Source organism: Gluconobacter sp. Gdi (assembly GCF_014132155.1).
Lineage (GTDB): Bacteria > Pseudomonadota > Alphaproteobacteria > Acetobacterales > Acetobacteraceae > Gluconobacter.
Window position 1 is genome coordinate 60,450 of sequence record NZ_BLJQ01000003.1, and the last position, 19,404, is coordinate 79,853.

The window sequence follows — 19,404 nt, forward strand, 5'->3', positions numbered from 1 at the left end:
AGCCGAAGCCGAAGCCGAAGCCGAAGCCGAAGCCGAAGCCGAAGCCGAAGCCGAAGCCGAAGCCGAAGCCGAAGCCGAAGCCGAAGCCGAAGCCGAAGCCCCTTTCTCAATTTATGACACAGAAGAAGTTTTGGTTCTGCAGGATGCGAATCAGCACCTTGCTGCCTCCGTCAGGCATCTGGATGCAGAAAACGAATTTTTGCGTTCTGAAATGAAGGAAATTCTGGAAGAACTTCAAATTTTGAGAAGTCTTCTTCCTGTATAAGGCAGATGCCCCATTGCGGTGATGAGTTTACGCTGCTAAACCACCGCCACCGCAGGACGAACGGGCAGTAGCGCAGCCTGGTAGCGCACCAGTCTGGGGGACTGGGGGTCGTGGGTTCGAATCCCGCCTGCCCGACCAGTCCTGCGGTAATTTCCTGAAAAAATGATGTTTTTGTAAAAGGCCTTTTCAGGCCTTTTTCTTGTCTGTGCGCTCTTCTGTCCAGAGCGTCCACAGCAGGTGCAGTGCGGCCATAATTGCTGGTCCAAGGAATAAGCCGAGAAGGCCCCATGTTTCTGCTCCGCCCAGAATACCGAGCAGGACCCAAAGGAATGGCATTTTGGTGCTGCCACCAATTAAAACGGGGCGGACAAAGTGGTCAGCTACAAAAATCACGACTGAACCCAAGGCCATCACCACGATTGCGCCGATCATGCTGCTTTTGGCCAAGAGCAGGAGTGCGACCAACCCGACGGTTGGCCATGCAAGAAATGGTATCATTGCGGCAACAGCCGTGAGCATGGCAAAGAGCAAGGGCTGTGGAGCACCTGTCAGCATATAGGCGGCTCCCATGATCGCCCCTTCTCCTAGGCCGACCAGCACCAGCCCTGCGAGAGTTCCGTGAACGGATGAGATCATCTGCTTGGCAAGGCTTTCTCCTTGCTCACCAAACAGCCGATGCGAGCCGACAAGCCCTTTGCGGATAACGTAATCACCATCCTTTAGCAGGAAGAAGAGCGTTAACAGGGAGAAGGCGAAAAGTGTGCCCCGACGCGCGACCTGCGACCCAACCTGCTTTGTCATTTGCATGCCATGTGCGACATCGACTGAGTGGAGCAGATGTGACAGCCGTTGCGGGCTGGTCATGTGGTTTTGCCACCAGGTGGTTGCCTGCGTAGCGACGAACGGAAGGTGAGGAACCCACTCAGGCATCGGGATGCCGTTATTGCGTACGTCCTCAATCCACTCCAATGCGCTTCTGATCTCGTCGGCAAGTTTGACGCCAACAAGTGAAACGGGGACCAGAAAGATCAGAGCAACAACTAGCGTGAAGCTCATAGGCAGCCAGTCATTACGACCAAATCGACGTTCAGCACGCTGATAAAGCGGCCACAGGGAAATTGCGAATACACATCCCCATAACAAAGCGGGAAGAAAATTTTTCAGTGTGTAGAGACCGATAGCCACAAAAAAGAGGGCCAGGAATCCGCGTGCCCGTCGCTGTATGGTTCCGGTGGAATCCGAGGCTTCCACCGGGATGACTTCAGGGGAACGAGGAGGAAATTGATCGGTCATGAGGGTCCTGAAAATAGAGGCCGGAAATTATGACTAAGGCGTTATCCGTTCGCATCTTAGGGACGCGTTGGAAGCACGCTCGCAGGTTCTCAGTTGAACAGTGAGCATCCGGACTGAATGGTGAGGCCCACGGCCTGTTGGGAGAACTGTTGCCGGTAAGCGGCTTGAATTGCACGCAGATTGTGCTGAAGGTTCTTATCAGGAGGCGTCACAACCCAGAGAATTCTGGACGGCTCCCTGCCGACGATATGGGTGACTGTGTTCATCCACTGCCCATCAGCCTTGAAAACTGTCAGGCCGCTCGGGAAATAGGGAGTAATTTGGGATGTGACAAATGTCTGCCACTCATCATCTGTTATCGGCAAGCCGCCGGGACGCGTCTGCCCGAACATCATTCTGATCTGCAATGTATCCTGAGCACGCATTTCGCGGCAGAGGTCGGGCGTGACACTCACCGGGACGACGCAGCCTCCCAAAAGGGGAAGCGAGAGGAACAGCGCAGTGAGACCGAGGTTTTTCATGAGTGTGTTTGTGCCAGTGCATTTTTAAGGATGGTACATTCGCTGGGAGTGAACAGACCCCGCCGGATAAACAGATCGATCAGAACAAGATTGACGTTGAACTTGAAGTCATCGGTGTCCCGAACGAGAGAGAATGCATCCGTTAGTGGTATCAGATGAAAGCTCTCAACTTCACCATCTTCTGCTACCGGGAGAAAATCTTCTGGCAGGATCAGGTCATAGCAGTGAAGAACATCTCTTCTAAGCCCTTCAGGGCGGTCCATGGCGTAGTGCAGTCGGCTGACGGGCACTGCGCGGCGGGATAGTTTTTCTGGGATGCCAGCCTCTTCCTGAGCTTCCTTGATAACGGTCATCTCTGGGTCAAGCCCGGCACTCATGCCGCCAGCGACCAGATGGTCCAGTTTCCCAGGATCAAGACGTTTGGACATACTCCGACGGGCGATCCATAGCATTGTGCCTGTGGAATGCTCCACGAGGCCATTCATATGGATACCTTCTGCCGCTACTCCCAGAACAGGAATGGCACCCCGGTCAACACGCCCAATGACATGGCCTTGCGCGTTGCGAACGTCGAAAGGCTCATCATGCGAAGCATACACGCCCTGTCTGGCAAGAGTTTGGGAGAGGGGAAACAAGTCCTCTCCTGACGCAACGCCGAACTTTTCGTGTGTTTTTAATCCCAAAGATTCAAGCTGGAGGGACGTTTCCGGGGAAATCCATCCAATCTGCTCGTGAGCACAAAAAAACGGGAGCCGTCCGCCGGGAAGGCGTGCGCTATTGCAGGCCTCTATATGTCGGAGGAACGGATCAAGATTCGGGAATGGAGACTTTTCTAGCACAATCGAAAGTTTCGCATGCGCGCGAGCGATTGCAAAGCGGAGCCTCTCTTTCTCATAGTCTGGCATGTCAAAGAAACACGATTCGAAATCGGAAAGCCTGTCTCTCAAAGAACTCTGGAAAAAAATTCGTCCTGAAAATCCTGGCCGTACAGCGTTCTGGGTCGGGGCGGCGATGGTTCTGCTTCTTGTAGAAAGCGGGACGACTGTTGCGACCCCCTGGCTATTCAGTCGGATGGTGTCGGCGTTGTCAGAGCATCAGGCGCTGCTGGCAGTCCCGTTCTGGCTGATTGGCCAGTATGCGATCATCCGTGTTGTTGCTGGCCTATCGACACCGCTGCGTGAAATGCTGATTGCTCCTATTGAAGCTGACCTGCAAAGGCGTGTTGCGCTGGTGGGACTGGAGCATCTTCACGCCATGAGCGTGCGGTTTCACCTTGATCGGCAGACGGGAGCTCTCACGAGGACACTGGATCGTGGCTCGGATGCGATTGGCACATTGCTCAGTCTTGTCCTCTTCAATGTTCTGCCAAACACCATCGAACTGTTGATGACGCTTTTCGTTGTGTTTCGGATCTTTGACTGGCGGTATGTCGTGGTGGCTGTCGGCGGGATCGGCGTTTATGCGGCTGTATCGTATGTTTTTACACGTATGCGAATGACGGCCCGGCGCGCGCGGAACACAGCCAACAGTCAGGCACAATACCAACTCGTTGACAGTATGCTGAACTTCGAGACAGTCCGCAGTTTTGCCAACAGTCATCAGGAAATTCTCCGCTACGACCGGTCGCGCGTCGCTCTGAAAAACGCTGAAATTCGTTTGAAACGATTGGTCGGCCTTTCCCAGATGGCGCGAAGCCTGCTGATTGCGGGCGCAACCGCGGTCATATTGTTGCTGGCCGCTCATGACATCGTGCAGCACAGGATTGGTGTCGCACAGTTCGTTCTGATCGGCAGTTATCTTCGAGGGCTCTATAGTTCTGTAGGAGCGCTGAATTACGTCAGTGCGGGCTGGAGAAATGCCCGGGTAGATCTTGAGAACTACCTTGAACTTCTTGGTACGCACTCAGAGATTGTTGAGGCAAAAAATCCGGTATCCCTGCCGGTCAAGCTTGCAACCGGTGGTCCAGCGTCGATCAGGTTCGAGCATGTTTCCTTTAGTTATGATCCGTCCCGTGAGATCTTGCATGACATTAATCTTGACGTTCCGGCAGGAACGTCTCTGGCGATTGTCGGTCATACGGGCTCGGGGAAATCGACGATTGGACGTTTGTTGACCCGTGCATACGATCCTACATCGGGTTCCATCTCTATTGATGGGAAAAACCTGCGGGATGTCGCGCTGGAAGACTTACAACGTGTGATTGGCACGGTCCCCCAGGATACCGTTCTGTTCAACGCGGGGATTGGCGAAAATATTGCCTATGGAGATCCGTCTGCTCCTGAATCTGCGGTCGAGCTCGCAGCGACCCGTGCGCAAATCCACGACTTTATTAATGAACTGCCAGAAAAATATGACACAGTCGTTGGAGAGCGGGGACTGAAACTCTCAGGAGGCGAAAAACAGCGCGTCGCAATTGCTCGTGTGCTTCTCAAGGACCCACGCATTCTGCTTCTTGATGAGGCGACGAGCGCGCTTGATACGTGGACGGAAGCCGCGATACAGCAGGAGTTGCGTGCGCTTTCTCTCTCCCGGACAACAGTGATCGTTGCGCATCGTCTGTCCACAGTGCAGGACGCCGATCAGATTGTTGTGCTGGATGCAGGCAGGGTAGTCGAACGCGGAACGCACACGGAATTGCTGCAAAAAGACGGTTATTATGCAAGAATGTGGTCGGTTCAGGCAGGAGAAGCGGTCATGAGGGCTTGACGAAAGCCCTCTCGTTCGCGATAAGCCGCGCCTGATTTACGGAACGCGCCGGGCCTCCGCTGTCCTGCGTCATCCAGCATCGAGGAAAGTGCTACCATGTCTCGCCGTTGCCAGGTCACGGGCAAGGGCGTGCTGACGGGCAATAACGTCAGCCACGCCAATAACAAGTCCCGCCGTCGTTTTCTCCCGAATCTGCAGGAGACCACGATGATCTCCGATATTCTTGGTTCGTCAGTGCGCATGCGCCTGTCCACCAACGGTATCCGTACGATCGAGCACAATGGTGGGCTGGATTCGTTCCTGCTGGGAACGCCAAACCGCAAGCTTCCTGAAGAAGCTCAGGTCATCAAGCGTCGTATCCTGCGCGTTCAGGAACGCAAGGCTGCACAGACCGCCTGAGAAATCTTCCCGGCTGATGTCGGGTCATAAAGATTACTCTTGAAAACCATGGCGGTCTGGGTCATTCAGCCGCCACTGGGACAAATCAGGTTCGGCTTTAACGAGCCGCAGCGGAGGTGTTTCAGTCCAGACTGAAACACCTTTTATTGTTTTTTGGAGGTTCTCCGTGTCCGAAAGCGTTCAGGAAGCCAAATCGGCTCTCTCGAAGATCCGCAATATCGGTATTACCGCACATATTGACGCTGGTAAGACCACCACGACCGAGCGCATCCTGTACTACACGGGTGTCTCCCATAAGATCGGTGAAGTGCACGACGGCAACACCACCACCGATTACATGGCACAGGAGCGTGAGCGCGGCATCACCATCACGTCCGCTGCCGTGACGTGTGAGTGGAACGACCACCGCATCAACATCATCGACACCCCGGGCCACATTGACTTCAACATTGAAGTGAACCGTTCGCTCCGCGTGCTCGATGGCGCCATCTTCGTCATCGAAGGTGTTGCTGGTGTGCAGCCGCAGTCCGAGACCAACTGGCGTCTTGCTGACCGCTACAACGTGCCGCGCATCATCTTCATCAACAAGCTCGACCGTACGGGTGCAGACTTCTACTACGCTTTCAGCACGCTGAAAGAGAAGCTGGACATCGTTGCAGTTCCGCTGCAGCTGCCGATCGGCGCTGAAGAAAATTTCGTTGGTGTTGTCGATCTGGTCGAGATGCGTGCCATCGTGTGGGAAGGCGGCGAACTCGGCGCCAAGTTCCACTACGAAGAGATCCCGGCTGACCTGAAGGAAAAGGCTGAGGAAGCTCGCCAGACCCTGCTTGACACTGCTCTTGCCGTTGATAACGACGCCATGGAAGAGTACTTCGAGAAGGGCGATGTTGACATCGCCACGCTGAAGAAGTGCATCAAGAAGGGTGCAATCTCCGGCGAATTCCGTCCTGTCATGTGCGGTACGGCGTTTAAGAACAAGGGCGTTCAGCCTCTGCTCGATGCCGTCATCGACTATCTTCCGGCTCCGGACGAAGTTGAAGGCATCCGTATTGCTCCGCCGGAAGGCGAAGAGGTTGACGAAGACTTCCTGCCGATCGTTCCTGTCGATCCGGATGGCAAGTTTGCTGGCCTGGCCTTCAAGATCATCTCCGACAAGTACGGCACGCTGACCTTCGTTCGCGTCTATCGCGGCGTTTTGAATGCTGGCGATACAATCCTGAACACGACCAAGGGTCACAAGGAACGCGTTGGCCGCATGTTCCAGATGCATGCTGACAAGCGTCAGGAAGTGAAGTCCGTTGGTGCGGGTGACATTGCTGCGTTCGTCGGTCTGAAGGACACGGTCACGGGTGATACGCTGGCTGATGCCGCTGATCCGGTGGTTCTGGAGCGTATGCAGTTCCCGGTTCCGGTTATCGACATCTCTGTCGAGCCGAAGACCAAGGACGGCGTCGAGAAGATGACGCTGGCACTGCAGAAGCTGACGGCTGAAGATCCGTCCCTGCACCTCAAGACCGATCAGGAAACGGGTCAGACCATCCTGTCGGGCATGGGTGAGCTTCACCTGGACATCATTGTTGACCGTCTGCGTCGTGAATACGGCGTTGATGCCAACATCGGTGCACCTCAGGTTGCTTATCGTGAGACGATCACGAAGCCGCACGTTGAGACCTACACCCACAAGAAGCAGTCTGGTGGTTCGGGTCAGTACGCTGAAGTCAAGATTGAGTTCGCTCCGTCTGACAAGCCGGACGAGATCATCTTCACCAACAAGGTCGTTGGCGGTACGGTTCCGAAGGAATACATCCCGGCTGTCGAAAAGGGCATCCGCATGCAGAGCACCACGGGTGTTCTCGCAGGCTTCCCGACGGTGGACTTCCAGTTCACGCTGCTCGATGGTAAGTACCATGACGTTGACTCGTCGGCTCTGGCCTTCGAAATCGCGGCCAAGGCTTGCTTCCGTGAAGGTATGAAGAATGCCGGTCCGGTCATTCTTGAGCCGATCATGGATGTTGAAGTCACGACCCCGAACGATCACGTTGGTGACGTTGTTGGCGATCTTAACCGTCGCCGCGGCATCATCCAGAGTCAGGAAACGTCTGGTTCGACCGTGATGATCCGTTCCCAGGTGCCGCTGAAGGAAATGTTCGGCTACATTTCCCATCTGCGTTCTGCAACGAAGGGGCGTGCATCCTTCACCATGCAGTTCCATCATTACGAGGCTGTTCCTCGTAACGTTGCTGAAGAAATCATGGCAAAGTCCGCCTGATTTTTTCGCTTCGGTGAGACATCTGACCCCGCCAGAGCAATCTGGCGGGGTTTTTTGTGCCTGTATTTCATAAGGATGCACCAATGCGTCTGCCTGACAGGCAGACATGCACTGTTGCTTGTTTTTCCTGCGAATAACCTTTTACACGCAGAATTTTTCCCTCGGAGTGGTAGCACTCAGGCATACCGGCCTCTGGTACACGCTATCCCGGGCTTGGAGAGGTAGGGTGGGCCCGTTTCGGTTGTCCAGATATGACCGCTTCGGCAAAAACTCTCACTGATCAGATCAGTGACAGGGTGGCATCAATCAAACCGTGCTGCATGTACGAGTTTGTGATTAACGGGTCCTGATAGAATTCTCGTTCGGGTAAGTTAGGGCGCCGAAGCATAAAAAAAGGCGACGAAAGGTTGCCCCGCCGTCGCCTTTTCTGAAAATGCTAGAGATCAGTGCAGATTGTCTGTCCGGCGGATAAACGCTGCGACATTGTCATGAAGCTGCTGCAGGGCTGCCGGGTCTACGTAGACCATGTGTCCGGACGAATACTGAGCGTATTCGATGTTCTTCTGAAGGCTGGTAGCCATCGGAAGATGCTTCATCTCGTAAATACCTTCGTAGTAAGGCGTTGCGAGATCGTAGTAGCCACCATTTAGCATCACATGCAGGTTCGGGTTCGTCTTGATTGCCATGGCAAGGTCGCTCATGACGTTGGGAACGCCCTTGGGCTGGTAGCCGTGTCCTGGCTGGGTGTGTTTGTTGTCCCAGTTCCCTTCAGGATTGAAGAGGCGGTAGGTTTCGTCTGTGCCGTACTTCAGAGTGTTTCGCACATAGTCATTGAAGACCGAAACATAGGCAGAACTGATAGCGCTGGACTGCGGATCGTAATCGGCTTCCTTCGTCATCGGATCAAGCGTTGGGCTGGAATACCGCGTATCGAGGCGACCTGTTGCCATTCCCGTTGCAGCCTGAAGCTGCTGTTCGAATTGGCCGCCGTTCACGCGGAGATCAGAGCGCAGAATATAGTCCACCGGCAGGCCAGTGTAGGTGTGGAGCTTCTCTGCGATGGCCTGACGCTCGCTTTCCGGCAGGTCTGCTCCCTGACGGAGGGCAACGGTATAATCCGTCACAGCAAAATGCTCGACTTCTTTCAGGAAGGCCTTCAGGTCCGGGTGCTGCTGTGGCAGGCAATGATGATACCACGCCGTTGCAGCATAGGTGGGTAGAGCGAGAACATAGGGGTCATCAACGCCAGGGTTGAACTGCGGTGCATCAGCGCTGTTGTCGTAATTCAGGATCTGGGAGAGCAGGATGACACCATTGAAATCGATGTTCTCTTCCTGCTCCAGATCATTGATGACGACTGCGGAGCGCATGGTGCCGTAGCTTTCGCCAAACAGGTATTTGGGCGAATTGTAGCGGTGGTACTTTGCAAGAAACTTCGAGATGAAGTGGGTGAATGCTTCTCCGTCACCATCGACACCAAGGAACTCCTTGGCTGCATCCTTGCCCGCAATGCGTGAGAAACCGGTTCCCGGAGCATCAACAAACACAACGTCCGACACGTCTAGTAGAGACTGGGGATTGTTGATGAGAGCGTAAGGCGCGGCGGGAAGATGCTGGTCACCAGGTGTGTTGACGCGGCGTGGGCCGAACGTGCCCATATGGACCCAGACAGACGCCGACCCCGGCCCGCCGTTATACAGGAAGGTAATGGGACGTTTCGCGGATGGAACGCCATCCTTGAAGTAGGCGGTATAGAACATCGATGCGACAGGTGGGTTCTTGTCGCTGTCGTCTTTGCCGGCTTCAACCTTGATGCCGCGCTTGGTCAGAACCTCATTGGAATCATTGTATTCTGACCCGTGCACGAGAATAGTCCCGGCAACAGCCTGATAAGGAATGGTCGAGCCATCCACGACTACCGTGCCGCGTGTCACGCTGTCGGCATTGGGGGCAGGAGTGTCCTTGGCGGGTTCAGCGGCAAGAGCGGGTGTTACCATCATGGCAACACCCAGGAAGAGAGCCTTGCGAAGCATTCAGAAGGGCCTTGTGTTAAGTGTTCTGCCCTTCTCTAAACGCATAGCTGACTTGCAGACAAGCCAGATGTTATAATGTTTCGTTCTTAACCGAATGCACGGTTCGTATGCATGATCGCCACGCCGATTTCCCGTAGCAGATTGAACGAGCGTTCCAGTGGCTGGAAAATTTCCCGGTGTTCCCGGGCAAAGCCACTTTCTTCGCCCGCGTCGCCCGGCTCGCCAAAGTCCAGATTGGCCACGCTCGGGCCAGAGACCGGGAAGAGGTCATCCAGCAGATGCAGAGAGCGCGGGATATCCAGACACAGGATCAGGTTGGTGATGGAATCACGTGTCAGGCTATTGCGCGGACCAAAATAGGGAATACGCGTAGACAGAACCCACAGTCGATCAATCAGGGCAAAGCGGATGGCGTGCAGTAGCTTTTCACGGGGCTCCATACGCGGGGCATCCGGCCACGCGGCACGTAGGGCAATATGATCCGTCTGGATACGGCGGAACATTGCCGGTGCGCTCGTCCAGAAGCGCAGAACTTCCAGTCCATGGGAAATGGTCAGGAAATTCTGACGCTCTTCTTCGTCCTGCGCTTTGGATGCGCGATCCAGCCAGGTTCCCGGATCAAGCTGACGTATTGTTGCGCGCAGGACTTCCAGATCGGAGTGAGCCAAGGCCTGTCGGGCAAAGTCCATGGCTTCGCGGAAACGTGGCGAGCTGGTGACAAACTGCTCGAATGTTTCCGGATGGCGCTGCGCCGCGCTTCCAAGTCCGTGCAGCACATTGGCCCACCAGCCAAGCTGCTGAAGGATGGCATTGTTTGGGATAGCGCGTAGCTGGCTTGGATGCGTGATGCGTGTGACTGTAGCGGCGTCAGACTGACGTGCAGAGGGGCGGGAGCCTGTCTTGTCAATCAGGGATGGCCCGAAAGCACTCAAGAGCGCTGCATATCCCGGATCGTTGACCAGCGCGCCCATGTCCAGCGCAATGGTCGAAAAGAAGTCTGCTGCAAAATCCGGGCGTTCATAGACTGGATCATTCACGCTCGTCGGAACGTGCGCCACATGCTCGGCCAATGTCGCAATCGTGGAGGCTGCAATGCTTCCCGTTCCGAACAGCGTATAGCCGTCACCACCCTGAAATGCGGTTTCTACACGGCAGCCGACGCCTGCATTCTGGAATGCAATCCGCGTTCTTGCCGGAGAAAAATAGTCCAGACGCTGACGAAGGCTGAAAGGATGGGCGCCGCGGCCGATGCTTTCGCCATGGGTGTCGAACAGGGTGAGGGCAACGTCCCCGAGATCATGTTCTTTCAAGAGGTCCAGCGTCCGCATCCGTAGCCGCTCAACCAGATTCGTGGCGGCTAACTGCCCGACATATCGACCCGAGTCCGAATAACCGAACTGGAGGGATAGTCTGCCATTCGCCCGCAGATAATCCCGCCAGTGTGGGGAGCGGAACGCTTCCTCAAGGATGGTCTCTCCGTTTTCGAGTGCGCTTTCCGTCTCGAAAAGAGGAGAAATTTCGATCTGATGATCCTGAATACCGAACAGGCGGGCGAGCCACAGCGTGGCCAGCAGTGTGTATCCGCTTTCTGTCTCAGCAATGAGAAAGCGGATGGGGGAGCCGGAGTCGATGTGCTTGAGAATCTGCGCCATCGTCATCATCAGACGTGCGGCCGATGCTGGTTCAACGAGCAGAGAGCCAAAATCGACATGGCGCGCCGTTAGATCATCGAGGGCATCGTTGATTCGAGACAGCAGCACGCGACGGCGAGACGGAAGAGCCGGATCGTCCGTCAGACCGAGGCGCGTTCTTGCAACGTTATAGATCTGAGCGGCATTCAGTCGCGTGTGGATATGCGCAATACCAAGACCGTGGCTCATGAACCCAGCCCGGAGTGTGCGCAGTCGCAGGGCATCTGACGCTTCCAGTCCCGATGCGGCATCCCGGAAGAAGGGCTGAAGCTCTTTCGCGTCCAGCAGGGCTTTTTCCCGATGTGCGATCAGGGTCTGTGCAAAGTCGCGGATGTCTTCGGGGGTAGCACTTTTGCTTCTCGGACATGCGGCATGTTGTGTCCGGACCGCTTCCATGGCGCGGCGAACACGCATCGCCAGTGCCGTGTCCTGAAGGCGGAGTTCAGTCAGGCCCGATTCAAGACGTTCAAGCTGGGCAAGTTTGAGTTCCAGACGGATGCGGATTGTGTCCCACCAGCCAATGTCATTGCGTCCGTCTGTATCAAAACCGACCCAGCTTGCGAGAATGACGGGTGAGGGATCCACATGATCCGCCTCATTCGCCCAGCGGGATGTCATTTTTTCAATGAGAGATGCCGTCAAATCATCAAGAGCATCGCGGCCACGTAAAACGGCTGCCAAGGCCAGGGACTGTTCATCAGCGAGTGTTGGCGGTGCAGAGCGACGATGTGTTGTCAGGCAGGGAAGAGGTTCTTCCGGATTGGATGCGCGTTCTGCCATGAGAGCATACACATGGTCAGCTAAAGCAAACGTCGGGTGAGCCGTAAAAACAGCAGCGATTGCGGGTTTGGTCAGCGCTTCGGGAGAAGGGGCCTGCTCGACCAGTTTCGCCGCGACCTGCTTGAGACGTTCTGTCGGATTTGCGTCTTCAAGGCCAACATAGTGCCGAAGATGGGCTGCACGCTGGGAGAAGTATTCATCCCGCAGTGTTCGAACTGTGTGTTCCAGTTCCTCGATTTTCTCGCCTTTTCCGATGGACAGTTCATCACCAATGGAGGCAATCAGATCACCCAGGCCGTTGCGTTCCTGTGTAAGGCGCGTGGTCATGGCGTCGATGCGGTCGGAAAGGGATGTGTCGTGCCGGGAGGCGCAGTCAGACATCGGGAGCAGTCTCGCTTCTGCGGGAGGTAAATTGAAAACGGGCAAGTTATGTTCCATGCCCGGCCTGTAAGCGCAACCTTGTTGCGGACGCGACAGTGCGTCCGGATGATGCTATCGGAGGCTTCATGCATCCGGATATGAAGAAAGATGTCAGTCAGGCCATTCCGCAGAAGGGATCTTCGCCAACAAGATTGGCCGGAGGCCTTCTGATCGGGATGGGCGCGCTTGCCACAGGCACGACCTATCTGGCTGCAAGACATTTCCACGATGAGAGTCTGGCGTTAGGCGTGCTCCGGGCAGGCTCACGAGCGGGCGTTGTCGGTGGTCTGGCGGACTGGTTTGCTGTAACGGCTCTGTTCCGACATCCGATGGGGCTTCCTATTCCTCATACGGCTATCCTTCCTAGACAGAAGGTACGGTTAGGGCAGGCGCTGGGTCGGTTTGTGTCCGGTCAGTTCTTTACGGATGCCGACGTTCATCGGGCCCTCTCCAAGATTGATCTGCCAGGTTTGATCGCGGACGCTCTCAGCGAGCCATCTACCCGACAGACACTTGTCGCCACGCTGCGCGCCAGTATCCCCAGCCTGTTTGATCGCCTTGAGGACGGTCGGGCGAGTGCTGCTCTATCGCGCGCGCTGCCGGTCCTGCTCAATGGTGAGGAAATCGCGCCACTCGTCTCTCGCGCCATGAGGGCGATGGTGGACAGTGAGATGCATCAGGAAGTGCTCTCTTTCCTTCTGGCAAAGCTCAAGGCCACGGTCGCCGCCAAGGAAGGTGATCTGAGGCAGTTCGTCGAGGAGCGGGTGCGTGAGCAGGGGGGGCGCTTCCTCGGCTGGGCCATTGGCGGATCGGTTGCCAATCGGGTTCTGACGGCTCTTCAGGCTGAAATTGAACGGATCGATCCGATGGACTCGGATATTCGGCATGGCTTCACGACGTGGGTGCGGGCTGAAATCGATCGGATGGAAACGGATCCGGATCGCCGACAGGATCTGACCCGAGCGATTGGCTCAGTTCTCACGCATTCCAGCCTAAAGGCCTGGAGCGGCGAACTCTGGGAGCGCGTCCGCCGGATGGCAGAAGAAGATTGCGCAAAAGAGGACGGTTGGAGTGCCTCTGTTCTGGATACGGCGATTACCGGTCTGGCAACGTCCATGCGTGAAAATGATCCGCTGAGAGATCGCATCAACACGACCGTGGAGCGCATGGTCTCGAAGCTGCTTCCTGGCGTCAGAGACAAGCTCTCCGGGTTCATCGCTAACGTCATGGCAGGATGGGATGGCGATGACCTTGCGCGCCGTCTGGAAGCACGTGTAGGGCGGGATCTGGCCTATATTCGCGTTAACGGGACTGTCGTCGGGTTTTTGGCTGGAGCTGGCCTTGATCTGATCTCCCGCCTGTTTTTCGGTGTCTGAAGAGGCTATAACTCCGTTTAAGACATCACAAACTTCTTGACCTTTGTGACAGCATGGGTCATCTGGAACCTAATCAGGACTTCATAAGTCTTGAATGAATGTAATGTGAGTGTGCAAGCTATGCTGAGGCTCTCCAAACTAGCCGATTATGCCACCGTCCTCCTTGTCCACCTCGGACAGCACGAGGGTCTGGCAACAGCCGCCGCGCTGGCAGGAGAGACCGGAGTACCCGAGCCAACCGTTGCAAAGCTGCTTAAGGGGCTGGCTTCGAGCGGACTCGTCATCTCTCATCGAGGGGCCCGTGGCGGTTACCGGCTGGCAGGTGCGCTGGAAGAGATTACGATCGCCACGGTTATTGCCGTTGTTGATGGTCCGATCTCGATCACAGCCTGCTGTGATGGTCGGGAGTGCGAGCATAGCTCCCTGTGTGGCCTTTCTGGGCAGTGGGACATGGTAAATGACGCCATTCTCCGAACGCTCAACAGTATTACGCTTGCGGATATGAATCGACATTCCGTTCTACATAGCGGGAAGGCGCCCAAGGAGCCTTCTCTCGACACTACCGGCGCCGGGCCAGTCCCCGTGGCTGATCCGGTCAACTGAGGACACCAAATCATGCCAGCTGTGACGGAGACCCGCGAGACAGTCGAAAAGCTCGCGAAGTCCAGTTACGAGTGGGGCTTCGAGACTGATATCGAAATGGATATCGCTCCCAAGGGCCTGAATGAAGATACGGTTCGTCTGATCTCGGAGCGTAAGAGAGAGCCTGAGTGGATGCTGGAATGGCGTCTCAAGGCTTTCCGTATGTGGCTGGAAATGAAAGAGCCTGAATGGGCCAAAGTCAGTCACCCTCCGATTGATTATCAGGATGCGCATTACTTCGCTCAGCCTAAAAAGAAGCCTGGCCCGAAAAGTCTGGATGAAGTCGATCCCGAGCTTCTCAAAACCTATGCCAAGCTAGGCATTCCGCTGCATGAGCAGGCGTTGCTGGCTGGTGTAGAAGGTGCTGAAGATCAGAAGCGTCTTCCTGTTGCTGTTGACGCTGTTTTTGACAGCGTGTCGGTTGCGACAACCTTCCGCAAGACGCTTGAAGAAGCCGGTGTCATCTTCTGCCCGATTTCAGATGCTATTCGGGAACATCCGGATCTCGTAAAGCAGTATCTTGGTTCGGTTGTGCCAGCCGCTGACAATTTCTTTGCGGCACTGAATTCCGCCGTCTTTACAGATGGGTCGTTTGTGTTCGTTCCAAAGGGTGTGCGTTGCCCGATGGAACTCTCCACATACTTCCGAATCAATGCCCGCAATACCGGCCAGTTCGAGCGGACCCTGATTATCGTCGAAGATGGCGCGAGCGTCTCTTATCTGGAGGGGTGTACAGCTCCCCAGAGAGATGAAAACCAACTTCATGCGGCGGTTGTCGAGCTGATTGCGATGGATGATGCGTCCATCAAGTACTCTACGGTGCAGAACTGGTATCCGGGAGATGATGAAGGTCGCGGTGGCATTTATAACTTCGTGACGAAGCGGGGAGCCTGCCGCGGCGCACGGTCCAAGATTTCCTGGACGCAGGTTGAAACCGGTTCTGCGATTACGTGGAAGTATCCCTCCTGCGTTTTGGCAGGCGAGGGCTCGGTTGGCGAATTTTACTCCGTTGCTGTGACCAACAATCACCAGCAGGCCGATACAGGTACGAAAATGATTCATCTGGCGCCGAATACGCGCTCGACGATCATTGCCAAGACCATTTCGGCCGGCCGCTCTGACAGCACATATCGTGGTCTTGTTCGTATGCAGCCGAAGGCCCGCAATGCGCGCAATTTCACGCAGTGCGACAGTCTTCTGATTGGTGATCAGTGTGGTGCACATACGGTTCCGTATATCGAGAGCCGCAACATGACCGCGCGTATCGAGCACGAAGCAACGACGTCTAAAATCTCCGAAGACCAGCTTTTCTACTGTCGCTCTCGCGGGCTTTCTGAAGAAGACGCAGTTGGTTTGATTGTTAACGGATTTTGCCGCGAGGTGCTCAAGGAGCTGCCAATGGAATTCGCGGTCGAGGCTCAGAAGCTACTCCAGGTCAGCCTCGAAGGAAGTGTGGGTTAAGACATGAATGATTTTCTCAAGATCCAGGGTCTCGAAGCACGCATTGATGCCGATGGGACGCCAAAGGAAATCCTGAAAGGGATCGACCTCGAAATTCCAAAGGGCGAAATCCATGCCATCATGGGCCCAAATGGCTCCGGCAAATCTACGCTCTCCTATGTCCTTTCCGGCCGCGATGACTACGAAGTAACAGGCGGGAGCGCGACCTTTAAAGGCCAGGATCTTCTAGCTCTGGACCCGGAAGAGCGTGCTGCTCTGGGCGTGTTTCTCGCATTCCAGTCTCCCGTCGAGCTGCCGGGCGTCAATAACGCCAATTTTCTGCGGACAGCCGTAAATGCTGTGCGCCGTGCGCGTGGTGAAGACGAACTGGACGCTGTTGCGTTCCTGAAGGCCGTGCGAGCTGAGACTAAGCGTCTGTCCATGTCTGACGAAATGCTCAAGCGTGCGGTTAATGTCGGCTTCTCCGGCGGTGAGAAGAAGCGCAATGAAGTGCTCCAGATGCGCTTGCTGCAGCCCTCTTTCGCTATTCTCGACGAGACGGACAGTGGTCTGGATATTGATGCCCTGCGTATCGTTGCAGATGGCGTGAATTCTCTTCGCGGGCCTGACTTCTCGGCACTTGTCATCACGCATCATCAGCGTCTGCTCGATTACATCGTTCCTGACCGCGTGCATGTTATGGCCAAGGGCAAGATCATCTACAGTGGTGGTCCGGAAGTGGCGAAGACGCTTGAGAAGCAGGGCTACACCCAGTTCCTCGAGGCTGCAGCGTGAGTACAGGGACAGCAGTTCAGTCGTCCCCAGCCCTGAGCGCTTTCGTCGGGCGTGCAGCGGGACATGGCTCTGTTCTGGCTGAGCGCGGGATTCCCACGCGGCGTGTCGAGGCATGGCGATATACGCCCCTGCGGGCCTTTACGGAAACGGTTTGGAACGAAGCGTCTGCACTGTCGGATCACGACGTGCAGTCGCTGTTGGATGCGCTGGCGTTGCCAGAGGCGGAAAGCCGTGCGGTTTTCGCGAATGGGCAAGAAGCTGCATCTCAAACACGCCTTTCGGAAAATCTTGTTCGTTCGCAGGGTGAAGCCGTTGATCCGTTAGAGGACCGCTTTTCGGCTATTCTCAACGCAGCCCTGCGTCAGGATGGTTTGTCCATTCGCGTGCCTGCGGGCGTTGCTGCTGGAACGCTGGTCCTCGTTTCCCTCACCTCAGGGAACGCCATTTCCACACATCTGCGCCATCAGATTGTTCTCGAAGACGGTGCATCTCTGACGGTCTTCGATGTTAACGCAGGGGACGGTCGGTATGTGACCAACCCGCGGTTTGACATTGTGGTTGGGAAGGGCGCCCAGTTGAATCACGTCAAACTGCAGCGTGAGGGCGCAAACGCGGGGCATCTTGCTCTTGTTTATGCATCCGTGGACGCGAACGGAAACTACGACAGCTTTACCCTGAATCAGGGTAGTGAGCTGGCGCGGCACGAAGTTGTTGCGACGCTGACCCAAGCCCATGCACAGGTCCATGTGAACGGAATTCAGATCGTGGATGGCACGCGCCTGAACGATCTGACGTCTATGATTCATCATGCAGCGCCTGATTGTGGGTCGCGCCAAACGGTTAAGACTGTGCTCTCTGAGAGCGGACAGGGCGTGTTCCAGGGCAAGATTCTCGTCGATCGTGTTGCCCAGAAGACTGACGGCTATCAGATGAATCAGGCACTTCTTCTGTCAGAGAAAGCGCAGATTAACAGTAAGCCTGAGCTGGAAATTTACGCGGATGACGTGAAGTGCAGCCATGGCGCCACTGTGGGGGCACTGGATGACGAGCAGCTTTTCTATCTGCGCTCTCGTGGTGTGCCAGAAGCAGAAGCGCGCATTATTCTCGTTCAGGCCTTCCTTCTGGATGCACTTGATCTCGTAACAGACGAGACCCTGCGCGACGTACTGATCCGGAGCATCACAGCATGACGCCGGCTGTACGCGCGCAGTTTCCGATCCTGTCTGAGCAGGTGCATGGTCGTCCGCTCGTCTTTCTCGACAGTGCCGCTTCAGCCCAGAAGCCGGAATGCGTGATCGAAGCTATGCGCGATGCGGCGTATCATCAGTACGCCAACATTCATCGCGGCTTGCACTGGATGAGTGAGCGGACAACAGAAGCTTACGAACGTACGCGTGATGCTGTCGCAGGGCTCATTAATGCGCCAGACCGCCATGAAGTTGTCTTCACGCGAAACAGTACAGAGGCCATCAATCTGGTGGCGCACAGTCTTGGCTCACTGATGAAGCCAGGGCAGGCGGTTCTGATTTCGGAACTGGAGCATCACGCCAATATTGTCCCATGGCTCATGCTGCGGGACCGGGTTGGTATCGAACTCCGTGTAGCCCCAATGGATGAGAGTGGTGACATCGATCTTGAGGCGTATGAAGCGCTTCTGGATGACGGCAATGTCGCTCTTGTGTCCATCACGCATATGTCGAATGTGCTGGGGACCGTCACACCTGCCAAAAAACTGGCAGAAATCGCCCATGCTCACGGCGCGCGCATCCTGTTTGATGGGTCGCAGTCTGTCGTACATCGGAAAATCGATGTGCAGGATATCGGAGCAGACTTTTTTACCTTCACTGGCCATAAGCTTTATGGGCCAACAGGTATCGGCGTACTCTGGGGTAAGCGGGAGCTTCTAGATGCCATGCCACCGTTCCTGGGTGGCGGCGAGATGATCCAGAATGTCTCTTTCGAGCGTGCGACCTGGGCGACTGTCCCTCATAAATTCGAAGCGGGAACCCCTGCCATTCTGGAAACGATTGGTCTGGGCGCGGCTGTTAAGTTCGTGGAGGGGATTGGTTACGACGCCATCTCTCGTCACGAAACAGCCTTGACCACATATGCCGAGCAGCGTCTGGGCGAGGTTGATGGGCTTAAAGTTCTTGGGTCTCCGCGGGTTCGCGGTGGTGTTCTGTCCTTCGTGATGGACGGTGCTCATCCCCATGATCTGGCTACCTTGCTGGATCAGTTGGGCATTGCGATCCGCGCTGGTCAGCATTGTGCGGAGCCGCTTGTCCGTCGTCTCGGTGTGCATGCGACGGCACGCGCCAGCTTCGGTATTTACACGACACAGGATGAGATTGACGTCCTGATCACAGGCCTTGAACGGGCACGGAAGATGCTCACATGAGTGATGCCATGACCGAACAACACCCCATTGACGAGAGCACTCCCGTAACAGGTGAGGGCACCGGCCCGGACCAGGACGCTGTTATAGCGGCCATTGCGACCGTTTATGACCCGGAAATCCCGGTAAATATTTATGAGCTGGGTCTGATCTACGCGATTGACCTGCATGATGACGGACGGGTCAACGTGGAAATGACCCTGACGGCTCCGAATTGTCCGAGTGCTCAGGAACTGCCGGAAATGGTGCGTGACGCCATTCTGAAAGTGCCAAATGTGACGAATGCCACTGTGGAAATCGTATGGGATCCGCCGTGGGACATGAGCCGCATGAGTGATGATGCGCGTCTTGCGCTTAATATGTTCTGATCTGAGGGGCA

The 19,404-nt window shown here is 55.6% G+C and carries 16 protein-coding genes and 1 tRNA gene; 12 read left to right on the plus strand and 5 right to left on the minus strand.

All coding sequences use genetic code 11. From position 1 onward, the window contains the following. Positions 1 to 265, plus strand: a 265-nt coding sequence (locus JN414_RS07245) for a hypothetical protein (protein WP_202207325.1), incomplete at its 5' end; no start/stop codon positions are given. Positions 266 to 326: 61 nt separating this feature from the next. Beyond that, positions 327 to 403: transfer RNA gene (locus tag JN414_RS07250), tRNA-Pro, on the plus strand. Between the two features lie 48 nt (positions 404 to 451). On the opposite strand, the gene JN414_RS07255 is transcribed toward JN414_RS07250, so the two are convergent. The 3 genes from JN414_RS07255 to JN414_RS07265 form a co-directional block, all read right to left on the minus strand. Beyond that, entirely contained in the window at positions 452 to 1,558 is a 1,107-nt protein-coding gene (locus JN414_RS07255) for an AI-2E family transporter (RefSeq protein ID WP_202207326.1), read from the minus strand. A gap of 89 nt (positions 1,559 to 1,647) precedes the next feature. Beyond that, complete coding sequence (locus JN414_RS07260) at positions 1,648 to 2,079, minus strand: DUF3574 domain-containing protein (RefSeq protein ID WP_202207327.1); 432 nt, start codon at positions 2,077 to 2,079, stop codon at positions 1,648 to 1,650. Beyond that, complete coding sequence (locus JN414_RS07265; RefSeq protein WP_237389938.1) at positions 2,076 to 2,714, minus strand: NUDIX domain-containing protein; 639 nt, start codon at positions 2,712 to 2,714, stop codon at positions 2,076 to 2,078. The genes JN414_RS07260 and JN414_RS07265 overlap by 4 nt, the downstream gene beginning before the upstream one ends. 268 nt (positions 2,715 to 2,982) lie before the next feature. Between JN414_RS07265 and JN414_RS07270 the strand changes: the two genes are divergently transcribed. The 3 genes from JN414_RS07270 to fusA all read left to right on the plus strand — a co-directional run bounded on the left by JN414_RS07270 (position 2,983) and on the right by fusA (position 7,453). Then, positions 2,983 to 4,785 carry an ABC transporter ATP-binding protein/permease gene (locus tag JN414_RS07270; RefSeq protein ID WP_202207329.1) on the plus strand — a complete coding sequence of 601 codons (1,803 nt, stop codon included), beginning with the start codon at positions 2,983 to 2,985 and terminating at the stop codon, positions 4,783 to 4,785. Between the two features lie 96 nt (positions 4,786 to 4,881). Continuing rightward, positions 4,882 to 5,184, plus strand: coding sequence for a 50S ribosomal protein L28 (gene rpmB, locus JN414_RS07275; protein WP_007282133.1), 303 nt, complete (start codon positions 4,882 to 4,884; stop codon positions 5,182 to 5,184). A gap of 166 nt (positions 5,185 to 5,350) precedes the next feature. Further along, complete coding sequence (gene fusA, locus JN414_RS07280; RefSeq protein ID WP_202207330.1) at positions 5,351 to 7,453, plus strand: elongation factor G; 2,103 nt, start codon at positions 5,351 to 5,353, stop codon at positions 7,451 to 7,453. A gap of 443 nt (positions 7,454 to 7,896) precedes the next feature. Here fusA and JN414_RS07285 read toward each other — a convergent pair whose 3' ends face one another. Both JN414_RS07285 and JN414_RS07290 read right to left on the minus strand, forming a co-directional pair. After that, positions 7,897 to 9,486: a S10 family peptidase gene (locus JN414_RS07285; protein WP_202207331.1), complete on the minus strand. Its 1,590-nt coding sequence runs from the start codon at positions 9,484 to 9,486 to the stop codon at positions 7,897 to 7,899. Between the two features lie 86 nt (positions 9,487 to 9,572). Next, the gene (locus JN414_RS07290; RefSeq protein WP_237389939.1) at positions 9,573 to 12,338 is read right to left on the minus strand and encodes a phosphoenolpyruvate carboxylase; all 2,766 of its coding nucleotides are present in this window, start codon (positions 12,336 to 12,338) and stop codon (positions 9,573 to 9,575) included. Between the two features lie 95 nt (positions 12,339 to 12,433). Here JN414_RS07290 and JN414_RS07295 point away from each other — a divergent pair, with 95 nt between their 5' ends. The 7 genes from JN414_RS07295 to JN414_RS07325 all read left to right on the plus strand — a co-directional run bounded on the left by JN414_RS07295 (position 12,434) and on the right by JN414_RS07325 (position 19,393). Beyond that, on the plus strand, positions 12,434 to 13,753 hold the full coding sequence (locus tag JN414_RS07295) for a DUF445 domain-containing protein (RefSeq protein ID WP_237389940.1): 1,320 nt from the start codon (positions 12,434 to 12,436) through the stop codon (positions 13,751 to 13,753). 120 nt (positions 13,754 to 13,873) lie between these two features. Next, positions 13,874 to 14,356: an SUF system Fe-S cluster assembly regulator gene (locus JN414_RS07300; protein ID WP_202207598.1), complete on the plus strand. Its 483-nt coding sequence runs from the start codon at positions 13,874 to 13,876 to the stop codon at positions 14,354 to 14,356. 12 nt (positions 14,357 to 14,368) lie between these two features. Further along, on the plus strand, positions 14,369 to 15,856 hold the full coding sequence (gene sufB / locus JN414_RS07305) for a Fe-S cluster assembly protein SufB (protein WP_046901415.1): 1,488 nt from the start codon (positions 14,369 to 14,371) through the stop codon (positions 15,854 to 15,856). Positions 15,857 to 15,859: 3 nt separating this feature from the next. Beyond that, complete coding sequence (sufC, locus tag JN414_RS07310; protein ID WP_064273144.1) at positions 15,860 to 16,630, plus strand: Fe-S cluster assembly ATPase SufC; 771 nt, start codon at positions 15,860 to 15,862, stop codon at positions 16,628 to 16,630. Next, positions 16,627 to 17,820 (plus strand): Fe-S cluster assembly protein SufD, encoded by a 1,194-nt coding sequence (gene sufD, locus JN414_RS07315; protein WP_202207333.1) that lies wholly within the window; start codon positions 16,627 to 16,629, stop codon positions 17,818 to 17,820. The genes sufC and sufD overlap by 4 nt, the downstream gene beginning before the upstream one ends. Continuing rightward, a complete protein-coding gene (locus JN414_RS07320) occupies positions 17,817 to 19,028 on the plus strand; it encodes an aminotransferase class V-fold PLP-dependent enzyme (protein WP_202207334.1) in 1,212 nt (403 codons plus the stop codon). The genes sufD and JN414_RS07320 overlap by 4 nt, the downstream gene beginning before the upstream one ends. Next, positions 19,025 to 19,393: an SUF system Fe-S cluster assembly protein gene (locus tag JN414_RS07325; RefSeq protein ID WP_064273147.1), complete on the plus strand. Its 369-nt coding sequence runs from the start codon at positions 19,025 to 19,027 to the stop codon at positions 19,391 to 19,393. Before JN414_RS07320 ends, JN414_RS07325 begins: the two co-directional genes overlap by 4 nt. Positions 19,394 to 19,404 lie beyond the last annotated feature (11 nt).